Below are 12,378 nucleotides of genomic sequence, written 5' to 3'. Positions count from 1 at the left end.
GAGCAACCGAAGTGATCATTAGTGCTGCCAGTGGGACTGAAGTTCGCCATCGCGGCTCATGAATAGGCGCTGCCGATCCCTGAGGTCTGCCGTATCAGCTATCACTCCTGGTCTCCTGCTGCTTAACAAAGCAGCAGGTTAGGGTTAGTACGTGGGTCAGGTTTGGACGGAAATCCCGGGGGTTACTGGGTCATTTCTGCGTCGAAATCAACATCCCAAAGACAACGCCCTCTCCGGAGGGCTTTTTTACGCCCAAGCCCTCATTTTTTGCAGTACCAGCTTCCTCCGCCACGAGTGCAGGTAGCTCTTGCAGATGAGCATGACCAAGCCTAGCCTAGCCTGGGCATGGGGGGTAGGAGGAGTAGGGCTGGACAGGGGTGGTGGTGAATTAGGACAAGCCCGCTTCGGCGGGTTTTCTTTTGCCTGGTGGTGGCTACGCGCCATGGAACGGAGCCTATACGGCGGTCAGTGACACACCATGACTTTGCAGTGGTAATCTATTCTTTTGCGCGCTTACCGACAACCTTAAAGCTACGGATGTCTAGAACATCGGTCTTGTCGGAGTTGCCAAGGTACAACGGAGTAATTACGCGGACAGTGGTGGTTTCAGGGATGCGAATGGTTGCGGCTAATCTTGTAGGAACACCGTTGCTGATCGAGATAGGCTCACAACCACCGAGTACTTTTCCGTCAGCGCTTTGAATGACCATTCCAACTTGAGAGGGGCCGCTTAAACCCTGCGCTCTCACTATCACCTCCAGTGCTAAAGAGTCACCAGCAACCAAGGGGACTTCTCCTGAAGGAACAGTGCCTTGAATTGACACTGTTGGGGAGGTGCTTCGCTGATTGCCACAGGAAAGCAAGCCAATCGATAATGCGGGCCATGCGGCAATCGATAGTAAAAAACGGCGATCACAGTTCATTCGCATACCCAAATACAAGTTTGCCCAATTACCTTTTGCGGATCAGTTCGATGTGAGGATCTAGTTGCCCGTTCATGCCGTCCTACTGCGGAAATGCTACATCACAGGCAAAAAAATGCCACCTCGAGGGTGGCAAAGTTCGCCAAATAAAAAGCCGACCTTGAGGGATCAAGGATCTCGTGCAAGTTACGGGAGAGAGGGAGGAGAGCACGAACTCGGCAGGAATCACTGAAGCAATAGTAGCGTGAAGCTATGTGTCTGAGGTTTGCGTTTGTCACGTCTGCGCCACCGTTAGGCGAAAAAAAGCCCGCATGATGCGGGCTGTAGCGTGGTTTGCGCCAATGTGCTTCTCCATCTCACCTCTCAGAAGCCAGGGAATCATAGGTCTGACAAATAAATATAGCAACTTTTATTATCAAAACAAATGTTAGCTGGGGAGACTGCCTTGCTGCAGCCCAAGGTGGAGTTGCGCAAAAAAAGCCCGCGTGCAGCGGGCTAAGCATTTACAGCATAGTGCCTCCGCTCCCAGAGGCAGGGTCCATAGTAGGGCAAGGGTGGGGAGGGTGCTTTGAGATGGGTCAAGGCGGGGCGCACTCGGTAGGATGGAGGGGTGAGAAGGGACCACCCGTTCAAAGACGGGGTAGAGGTCATAATTCAAAGGACAATGCCGATAACTACCAAACCTTGATGCATACCATATCAACCATTGAATGGACCTCGCTTCTCACTGAGCCAAAGGGCGTACTCGGTCCCTATTGCGGGAGCCCGCCACCGCTCAGCACGTTCGCTCCGCATGCTTGGCGTGCACAGTTCGACCAACTTGCGATTCTTGGGCAATTCACGCAGTTGCCTGTGAATGCGCCGGCAAGTTGGGGTGAGTCAGGGAGTGTCCGTGCAGATGTTGTGTTTGAGTTTTCCTGCACTCGACTTTTGCGAGTGGATGGATTTCTAAAAGCTAGCGAAAGTGACGACTCTCTCCACGGAGCGCCGTGCGGACTGCCTGGAGACTGCTCGCTGATTGCTCTGCCAGACTTCTATCTATTTGATGAGGAGCGAAGTATTGCTATACCATGGAAGCGGTTCGAATTTCAGCAATCGAATTTTTCCATAGTGTTGGAGGCGGGGCACGTTAGGGCCTATTGCGGACAACGTGCGGTGGGCCAGTTCAATCGTTGAATGTATTGTCCCCTAGTAAATGCAACAGAATGCTTAAGCGTTGAACGTTTTTTTGCCACTATGCGATAGACGCAGATCGGCCAACAACAGTCATCCGCCGCTGATGCGGAATTTTCCCGCAAGCGGTTGCCTGGTCGTTTGAATGCTCGTCGTCCTTTACCCTTCGCCCTGACAAGCTGGTCGCGCTGAATAGAGTAGCTGTACTCGAGAAAGTGTGCGATTATTCGTTCATGCAAATTGTCTTTCGCTGATTCTGGAAGCCGCCCGCGCTTTAATGCGCGCGGGTCGCTTCCATTTTATCGCCTCCACTGTTTAGGGTCTGCTCGCTTGCCTTGTGCACGCGGCATGTGCGCGCCTGACCGCCTGGAGGAACCACCGAATCTGACGGAGTGCCAATCAGAGCGCTCCAGACACGAAAGACCTTTTCTCATGAACTCCATTTGTTCCAGTTCCACCAGCGGCTCGTTGCTGGTAAGCGGAGCTTCTGGCGCGCTCGCGCGCCAAGTGATTGAGCTGCTGTTGCGGTATCGGCCACACCAGCCCATCATTGCAACCACCCGTCAACCTCACAAGCTGGAAGACTTGGCGGCTCGCGGTGTATCGGTGCGCTTTGCGGACTTTGACCAACCCGACTCGCTTGATGTCGCCATCAAGGGAGCGTCGCGCATGCTGCTGGTGAGCACCAACACGCAGGGTGTGCCACCACGCCGCTCCACACAGCACGGCAACGCTATCGAGGCAGCTTGGCGCTGCGGTGTGCAGCATTTGGTCTACACGTCGTTTGCTACTGCCGGTGCTGCACAGCCGAGCCCGATAGCAGTCGACCATGCGGCAACCGAACGAAAACTGCGTCAAGGGCAGACGGGCTTTAGCATTCTGCGCAATGCGATCTATGCCGAACTGCTGCTCGCGACCCTGCCACTGGCTTGCAGGAGCGGTCAGTTACCTTGCGCGCAAGGCCGCGGGCGCATGACATTGGTTGCGCGCGCTGATTGCGCCGCGGCCGCTGCGGCTGCGCTGGTGGATGGCTTTGACGGACGTCGTGTGCTTTCTGTAGCTGGGGAAGAAGCGTTGGATGCCCGCGCCCTTGCGTCATTGGCATCGGAAGTCCTTAGCACCCGGATCGAGGCACTTGAAACACCGCCGGATCAGCTTGAGGCGGCGTGGCGCAAATGCGGTGCTTTACCAGGCATGGCCAGCGTTTTCGCCGGCATGGACCGCAGCACTGCAAAGGGCGAAATGGAGATCCCAGTCAGCGACCTGCGCGAGTTGTTAAGAGCGTTGCCTGGATTGACCCCAATGGGCATGCGAGAGTTTCTGCAGGCACATCAGGCGGTGATCCTCAGGGGATAGAGCAAGAAGGCCTTCCTGAAAGAAAGGGGGCCTTTTCTTGCACAGGCTTTCTGGATCACAGTCGGTCGACTCATCGTGTTTTCTGAGTGACCGCTTCGGAGCACTGCGCACAGCCGCTATGGGGCGATATGAGTCTGTCGGTGCGCGCAGAAGCCGTCACTCGAGGCGGTGTGCAGAGAACCGAACTGCCGAATGGCCAGTTCCGTACATGAAGCGGGCGCTCAGAACAGGCGGAGCTCAACGACCGATGTGGGCGATTGCTGCCGTTGAGGTCCTAGATCGTGAATGACTCAGATCAGCCTGAAGCAAACCTATGGCGTCGAGTTCTGCATTACAACGACTGCTGCTGTTCATGGTCGCATTGCAACTATCCTATTCTCTGCTGCGCCGGAGTGGGAGCAAGGTCTAGGCCTGCTTGGTGCCACGGTATTTTGGTTTGAGGGAGCTGGCGTATCGCGCAAGCTCTATCTATAGCCCTGGAACATATTAAAGCGTTCAGGGGCTATGCAGGCGAGCGAGCGAACGTTCAAGAGTTGAAATCACTTCTTCGTCCTAGACCACCAAAACCGGCCAAAAGCCCTTGGCCATTGATCGACCTGTGGTGTCAAAGCCGCTACCTCTAGCAACCATCTTTGACAAAGACTTTACCTTATGAAATAGTCTCCAGCAATTAATTAACAAATCCAAGGTGTCTTCAGCTATTGCTGTGACATGAGGGGACAGATGTATGCGCGCAAGCAAGACCAGCTCAATTCGTGTTTTCCTCGATTGGGCGGTGCAGAAGACTAGCCAATCCATCAGCTTGTGGGCATTGCAATTCCTGGCAATTGCCGTTGCGCTTTACGCATGCTTTCCTTCCCCTACATTTGCACAAGCCACTGGGAGTCAGCGCTACACCTTGTATATTGATACGGACGGTGGCGCAAATAGTGGCATTACTGGGTGCTCTGCCACGGTTCAGGATGCCTCGGGTTCGCAAAGCCTCTCCGGCATTGACTACCAGGTCCATATCGACACCACCCAGGACACAACGGGTGCAACCGTCAACGCAGTTACCCTTGCCTCCTGCAGCAACAATGCCTGGGGCAGCCCCGCTCCGGTAGAGTCCGGCGCCCGCAAGCTCGCCAGCACAACAGCGGCAGGAAAAATCACCGAGCACATTGAAGCGGCCATTCCCATGGCGCAACTGGGCGTCAAGCCAGGCCAGTACCTGACGCTCAATGTAGGTGCTTCGGGCGATTACCTCATCAGCCCTGTCAGCGGGCAGGGGAATGGCTCCATCGGTCTCACGGTTCCAAACCCTCAAACCAGCAGCGCCACGCCAGTGCCACTGATGAGCGCCGCACTCATTGCGGCACTTGCCGCCGCCATGGCTGTGGCTGGCTGGTGGGGCATCAAAACAGGCCGCATCAAAGGCAATGCTGTTGTGGCGATCTGCACCATCGTGCTGGCATCTTCTGCCTTGGTCACCGGCGTTGTCAGTGCGGCCAATGCACTCTCCAAACTCAGCATCCACGACACCAGCATTTCGGACTGGGCCGGTATATCGGCACTCGCCACTGACCCCCAAGGTGACAATGTTCTCAACACCCCGGATCTGATGGCCCTCTACGGCGCGATCAGCGATGGACAGTTCTTCATCCGAATCGACGCCAATGCAGGGCGCACCGATGGAGGACCTGTTGACCCCGTAAATCCCGATCCCCTGGGGCTCAAAAATCCCACATTGAGTGTTACCCATGCTCAGCAACTGGAAGTCGCAAAGCCGTGGAGCTTGCAGGTCGAAGCCAAAGATGCCGATGGCAAGCCGCTATCCGTCTCGGTGGTTCGCAGTTCTAAAACCCCTGGTGCTTTGGCCGCTTCAGGCAGCAACCCAGCACAGTTGAACTGGACGCCTACATCCGTGGATGTTGGTGAACACCTGATCACATTGTCGACTACCGATGGTCAAGGGCGTACCACGACCCAAAGCTTGCTGCTCTCGGTGACCAACCCAGCAGACATTCCTGCAGACCCCGCCAAAGAGGCGACAACGCTGCAACTGGGAACCCCGTTCGCACAATCGAGCGAATTTCTCTACAAAGGCCCCAATCCGACGCAAAAAGCCATTGACCCTACAGTCATTTCTCCGGAAAAGGCAATCGTCTTGCGTGGCAAAGTCACAGACCGCAATGGCAACCCGCTCCCCGGCGTAACGGTGAGCGTTTGGGGTCATCCAGAATTTGGGCACACCCAAACGCGAAGCGACGGCTGGTTCGACATGGCGGCCAATGGACTGGGCATGATGGTGCTGGAATACAGCAAGCCCGGTTACATGAAAGCGCAACGCAAGCTCGACACCAACTGGAGAGACTTCAATATTGCAGAAGAAGTAGCGCTGATCACTTTGGATAGCCGTGCCACTGCCATTGCTCTTGGTAGCGAGCAGTGGCAAGTAGGAATGGGCTCCACCACAAACGACACGCGTGGGCAACGGACAGCATTGGCCCTTTTCCCACCCAACACCCAGGCCCAACTCAAACTGGCAGATGGAAGCACGCAGCCATTGCCGCAACTGACCTTCCGGGCCACGGAATACACCATGGGCGAAACAGGCCCCAACGCCATGCCTGGCATGCTGCCTATCTCGGTGGGCTACACCTATGCGGTGGAGCTGTCTTCTGATGAAGCCATTGCTGCCGGCGCCAAGTCTGTGCAATTGAGCCAGCCCATACCGCTTTACCTGGAGAATTTTCTGGAATTCCCCATCGGGGAAACGGTTCCCTTGGGATGGTACGACTACGAACAGGCAACCTGGATTGGCTCCGAAAACGGCCGTGTCATCAGCATTTTGAGTATTGATGCAGGCAAAGCCACAGTTCAGGTAAGCAAAGAAGCCCGCCCAGCCACACCTGATGAATTGAGCAGCTTGGGGCTCTCCGATCAGGAGCTGGCTGTGCTTGGACAAATCTATCCCGCAGGCAAGAAACTCTGGCGCACGCGAATCAGCCACTTTACGCCCTGGGACCTGAATCAGCCCTATGGTCCACCCAACGATGCAGATGGCCCGCCCGAGCCTCCAGCTGATCCAGACGACGATACATGCAAGTCTGGCCAGGATTGCTGCGCCAAGGCTGGTTGCGACATCTTCCAGGACCGCTCGCTCGGACAAGGAATCGCCATTCCAGGCTCGCCCTTCAACCTGTATTACGACAGTCGCAAAACCTCTGCTGCCAGCTATCGTGTGCCACTGCTCAAAAAAGACAAGCCTGTGCCAGCGAGCCTGAAAAAGATCAAGGTCCGCGCCGATATTGCGGGCCAACGGTTGGAGCATACGGCCTACGGTCCCTTCCAGGAAGGCGCATTCTGGGATTTCGAATGGAACGGAAAAGATGCCTATGGCCGCTTCATGCCGCAAGGCGCAAAGGCGCAAATTGGTGTGCAGCATGTATACCCCTTGGTCTACTACGCATCAGGCGCAGGTGCAGGTTCGGCGTTTTCCGCACTCTCTTCCCGCGCAGGTGGTGGTGTTGGCATGTCACGAGACTCTGGCAACACAGAGTTTTACGCCACGATGAGCTGGACCACATTTCTCAAGAACGACAGCCCCGACGTATTTGTCAGCAATGCTGGCGGCTGGGTTTTGACCGGACTGAAGTACTACGACAAATCGAATGGACGTCTTTACACCGGAGGGCAGCAGCCAGAAATTGCCAAGGTCAGCCTTCAGGATTTTGCAAAAGTAGCAAAACTAGAAAATCTCCAACCTGGGAATTATTTCTCTAAATTCATTGCCTCAAAAAGTGGTGGGTTCTATAGCATTGCTTCCAGTAATGGTGCAAATAATGATAATTTAATTTATAAAATTTCTACTAGTGGATCGTATGAGCTCATCGCAGGTATCGAAAATCAAATGGGCTATTCCGGTGACGGGGGCCTGGCTAAGAACGCACTTTTTAATCGTGTAAGGAATATTGTTGAGGGAATTGATGGCTCCATCTATCTTGCTGATCAAGATGGAACTGTGGTGAGAGTTATAGAGACATCTGGAACTGTTAGAACACTTAACATTAAGTATGCCACTTCAGGAAAGTTAGATATTCAAAAATTTGCAATCGATGCAGATAACAATATCTTTTATACAGATGTTAATTTAAAATTAAATCAGATAGCCTCGAATGGTGAGCGTACTAGTCTGGCTATTCAGGACTTGGGTTATATCTATGATGTAAAAAATGATAACCGTGGCGGTATCTGGATATTCTCAAATTCAAACGCTTATAAAATATCCTATATAAGCCCTGGTGGATCCATCAAACTGATGGCAGGTGGCGGTACTGGAGTGGACGATGGGTTTGGGGTTGGTCTGGAGATTAATTTTTCTGAGTCTATGGTTCCAGATAATGAAGGGGGTTTGTATTTTTATGACAGTAAAAGAGGCTATTACCGCTACATAAATAACTCCGGGATGGTGGGCACCACTGGCATTAAAGATAAATTCTTCCTCAATTCGGCCAAAGAGCTCTGGCGAATTGATAACTATATTTATAAGCAAACAGGAAAATTGCCGGGCTATGCCAATGGCGACTCTTATGTTCTGCGCGATGACGGGCTGTTTGCCGATGTCTTTGACTTGAATGGCAAGATAAAGTCCACGGTCAATGCTTTCTCAGGTGCATCCATCATTGAATATGGTTATAACGGAGACCATATTGCGTCGGTAAAAACCGCCGATGGTGATACTGCGCTGATCAACCGCGATGGATCAGGACGGATCACTTCCATCCGAGGCTTTGATGACCAAGTCACTACGTTTTCTTATGATGCCATGGGCATGTTGTCCAAGGTCAGCCTTCCTGGTGGGGGCGTGCACCAAATGGCATATGGAACTGATTTGGTGAGTCAGAAGCGGCTGGCATCTTATACAGACCCGAATGGCAATACGGATAAATTCGGCTGGTCTGATGGTCGTCTTGCCTGGAATAAGGATGCGGCAGGAGGTGGTTGGTCGTTAGGAACCGCCGAGGAGGATTTTGCCGGGCAAAAGAGGAAATTCAACATCCTGACAAGTGCTGAAGGCCGTGTATTCAAATACAGCCAACCACTTCAGCAATACTACAGCTCAGAAAAGATCATCATCAATCCTGATGGATTGGTGAAAAAATGGACGTCATCACCGTATTATTCTAATAATTTCTCGACCACGTATGAGAACGGTCTGCGACACAGCTTGAGCGATTACTCTTCAAGAGGATATGGCGCAGATGGATATAATTCCTCGTCCAACACCAAAGATGAGTATATTTATTTTGCAGGCAGTTTTGATTCTATATACAATAGAGTTAATGTGTCTAGCAACATTGGATCTGGGGTATGGAGTGCTTCATGGAATGAGAATGGGATATCAAGCAAGATAGATTATAGGAATGGTTATTTGGAGCTCACAGGGCCGTTGGGAGAGAAGGCCTACGCCTCTGTCGATGACCAAATGCGGCCAACATCCGTCACACCAACGGATGGTGCAAGTGTTTCTATTGAGCGAGATGGCAAGGGACGGCCAACACGAATTCAAAGTGATGGCTATTCGTCAGTGCAAGACCAGACTCCTGTGTCTTCCACCCGTTTTGCGCAAATGGCCTACCACACCGCTGGCAACGGCAAAGGGCAGCTTGCGAGCATCACCAATGCATTGGGACAAGAGAGCAAGTTTGAATACGATGCCAAAGGCCAATTGACCAATTCCGCTGGGCCTGATGGCAGATCGGTTGAATACCGTTATGACCCGGTAGGCAACATGACCAGCCTGCGCACCCCTGCAGGCGTCGAACATCGCTTTTCTTGGAACGCAATCAATAACCCTGCAAGCTACGACATCGCATCGAAGGCCACGACTTGGGCCTACAACCTTGACCGGGAGTTGACGAAAATCACTCGCCCCGGAGGCCAGTCCATTGCCATCACCTACGACCTGGGTGGACGGCCATCTAGCATTCAGCATGGGCAGGGAACCACCAACATCACCTACGACAATGTTGGAGCACCCACATCCATCGCACTTGGAAGCAACAAGATTGATATTGACTACACCAACGTCATCCCAAGTGGAACGCGTTGGTCCGGGGACATCAACGGAAGTGTTCAGAGAAACCTGAACAGAAGCATTCTTGCAACCAAGATCGACATCACGGCGGGCTCATCTGCCTACTCACTGCCCTTTGAATACGACGCGCTTAAAAGGGTCTCCAAGTTTGGAGACTTGAGCATTGGCAGAAAAGCCGACGGCAGGCTGAGTACCACTTCGTTCAAAAAATACGCGTCCACATACCACTACAACAGCTTCATGGAAGTGGGCCGCGCATCGCATGTCGCGCCTGGCTCGATTTTTATACCCAACAAGCAGGCGGACTTGGTCGCCCTTGCATCCAAGGCCAGCTTGTTGACTGCCGCGGTGTTGCCTGAAGTCATCAAGCAAGACAACTGTAGTTCCTCTGGTTGGTGGGACACCACGGACGGTATCCGCTGGGTTCCTGATGACAAGTACCTAGATGCTGATACCCGGAGTCAATACCTGACCCAATACGGCAGTCCCGTCACGCGAGAGCCTAACTATTGTGTGGAGCTGGTTAGGAATGAGCTAGAAAGCATCGAGGTATGGATTGCTCAAGATGGAGCATCGTTGGCTGGAATTCAACAAGCCCTCAGCAGCTTGGAGGGAAGGCTCAAAGGCGGCCCTTGCCTGATCACTGGGTGGGATTATCTGCCCTGTACCAGCTTCGTCAGCCCGGCAATACAGGTGATTTTTGATGAAATGAATGCATTGCTCAACGCAATGCTTGCAAATACATCCACCTATGGTTTTGCTGCCCAGTTTGACTATGAGCGCGACGACATTGGCCGCATCACTGCACAAAAGGAACAGCTCATAGGTGGGCAAAGCACCTACCAATACAGCTACGATAACTCTGGACGCCTTGTCTCTTACACCAAGGATGGTACGCAGACCACATGGTCGTTCGATGCCAATGGCAACCGCACCCATGAAAACGGTACCCCCATTGCCACCTATGACACAGAAGACCGACTGCTTACCTGGAAGGGCAACACCTACCAGTACAACGATGCTGGAGACCTGCTCTCTAAAACCACAGCAGCGGGCAAAACAGACTATGTGTATGACAGCTTGGGCAACCTGCGCAGCGTCAAGCTTGCAGACAACACCAGCATCGAGTACATCATTGATCCAACCAACCGCCGTATAGGCAAACGAACGAACGGAGTGCTGCAGTACGGCCTGCTGTACCTCGACAGCCTGCGGCCCATTGCCCAGCTGGATGCAGCAGGGGCCATCAAGAGCGTCTTTCTGTATGGCGACAACCTCAACTCGCCATCGGGCATGCAGCGTGATGGAAAGCAGTACAAGTTCATCTCCGATCACTTGGGCAGTGTGCGGCTGGTGATTGATACACAGACGGGAGAAGTCAAACAGCGCCTAGACTATGACGTATGGGGCAACGTGACAGAAGACACCAACCCCAATTTCCAGCCCTTTGGGTTTGCTGGAGGGCTGTACGACCCTGATACGGGCCTGACGCGATTCGGGGCTCGGGATTATGACGCGGAGACGGGGAGATGGACTGCGAAGGACCCAATTCTGTTTAAGGGTGGCGATACCAATCTGTATGGGTATGTCTTGCAGGACTCAGTTAATAACACCGATCCTCTCGGATTATTTACCAGTGATCAGCATATTGGTTTAACTATTGAAGCATTATGGTCATGCGGATTTAGTGCGGAATATGTAAGAAGCCTTGGATATGCGTCGGCTGCAGGGGACTGGATGCCAAGTTGGAATGAATCCCAGTCATTAGGGAGCGCTAGTTGGCATGCAATGGGAAGTAACTCCATTACAGGGAATCCTGCAAAAATTGCGTCTACCTTCGTTGCAGAACAGATGAAAATTGGAACTACAGAGAGCATCGGAAGAGCTATACATGTAGTGCAAGATCAAGCAGCAGGTGGACATGAAGGCTATCAGCAGTACCATGGAAGATTTGAGTTGGATCATTTTTTGATGGATATTTTTCCAAGTAAAAAATCGAGAGAAAATGCGATTTCCAACACTAGAAATTTATTTGAAAATTGCGGATGTAAAAAATGAAATTGGCGAAAATATTTGCTGTTTATTTTTTCTACTCGATTGTGGTTGGTGGATTTTTACAATCTGAATTACTGAGCGCATTTGGTGTATCGATATACGCATTAATGGCTGGACCAAGTATTACATTTGGAAGAATGCACGGATTGGAGTTTTATATATTGGCGACAGCTTTGTTTTTTCCTATTTTCTATGCTTTTTCTAAAAATTTAAATTTTTGGATAAATGGGTTTTTTTTGATAATTTTTATTGCATTGTGGATTGTCTTTGGTAATTTTTTGAAATGAATAGACTTTTGTCTACATGAATTTTCTTTTGTGATTGTTTTATTTTAAAAAAGGGTTTACAGTATTTTTAATAAATACTTTCTTTAAAAATTCTCAAGGTGGATTCAACAGTGAAGTGCAACACCTGATCAACTAAGGTCAGCCCATGCATAAGAATCGCCAGCACCAGCAGCTATAGCCAGAAGATCGAATGACGATTGCCAGCCTCAAGCAATAACACCACAACGTGCGCTCCATCGCTGCAGTGTTAGGGCGCTTGGCCCGTACAGTCAGCCGCGAGCAGGGGGGGGCAACAGTAATCCTGAGGGTTACGCAAGCTCGGTGGCTAGCGCACTTGCCAGCAGCGCCGCTGCAGTGCGCGTGCCCCGCGTAAGCTCCACCCTGATTTGGTTTTGTTCGCCCTGGTGTGCATATTCCTGCGCCTGCGCTGGTCATCCGAGCAGATTGCCCTGATACTGGGGTGCCTGCACCCCAAGGGCCATAAGAGGCACGTGTCACACGAAAC

The 12,378-nt window shown here is 52.1% G+C and carries 5 protein-coding genes; 4 read left to right on the top strand and 1 reads right to left on the bottom strand.

What is annotated here, in order from left to right:
• Positions 1–497: 497 nt before the first annotated feature.
• Complete coding sequence (locus LAD35_RS10955) at positions 498–785, bottom strand: hypothetical protein (RefSeq protein ID WP_224149106.1); 288 nt, start codon at positions 783–785, stop codon at positions 498–500.
• A gap of 1,743 nt (positions 786–2,528) precedes the next feature.
• Here LAD35_RS10955 and LAD35_RS10950 point away from each other — a divergent pair.
• The 4 genes from LAD35_RS10950 (at position 2,529) to LAD35_RS10935 (ending at position 11,873) form a co-directional block, all read left to right on the top strand.
• Positions 2,529–3,452, top strand: coding sequence for an NAD(P)H-binding protein (locus LAD35_RS10950; RefSeq protein ID WP_224149105.1), 924 nt, complete (start codon positions 2,529–2,531; stop codon positions 3,450–3,452).
• Positions 3,453–3,737: 285 nt separating this feature from the next.
• Positions 3,738–3,926, top strand: a complete 189-nt coding sequence (locus tag LAD35_RS10945) for a hypothetical protein (protein ID WP_224149104.1) — start codon at positions 3,738–3,740, stop codon at positions 3,924–3,926.
• Positions 3,927–4,350: 424 nt separating this feature from the next.
• Entirely contained in the window at positions 4,351–11,589 is a 7,239-nt protein-coding gene (locus tag LAD35_RS10940) for an RHS repeat-associated core domain-containing protein (RefSeq protein WP_224149103.1), read from the top strand.
• Entirely contained in the window at positions 11,586–11,873 is a 288-nt protein-coding gene (locus tag LAD35_RS10935) for a hypothetical protein (RefSeq protein ID WP_224149102.1), read from the top strand. The genes LAD35_RS10940 and LAD35_RS10935 overlap by 4 nt, the downstream gene beginning before the upstream one ends.
• The last annotated feature ends 505 nt before the right edge of the window (positions 11,874–12,378 follow it).

The sequence above is a fragment of the Comamonas odontotermitis genome (assembly GCF_020080045.1).
GTDB classification, from domain to species: domain Bacteria; phylum Pseudomonadota; class Gammaproteobacteria; order Burkholderiales; family Burkholderiaceae_C; genus Comamonas; species Comamonas odontotermitis.
This window is presented reverse-complemented; position numbering and strand designations above follow the sequence as displayed.

Excerpts from the sequence above, each read along its gene's own strand:
- LAD35_RS10950 (WP_224149105.1), top strand. The coding sequence starts at position 2,529 with ATGAACTCCATTTGTTCCAGTTCCACCAGCGGCTCGTTGCTGGTAAGC.
- LAD35_RS10945 (WP_224149104.1), top strand. The coding sequence starts at position 3,738 with ATGACTCAGATCAGCCTGAAGCAAACCTATGGCGTCGAGTTCTGCATT.
- LAD35_RS10935 (WP_224149102.1), top strand. The coding sequence starts at position 11,586 with ATGAAATTGGCGAAAATATTTGCTGTTTATTTTTTCTACTCGATTGTG.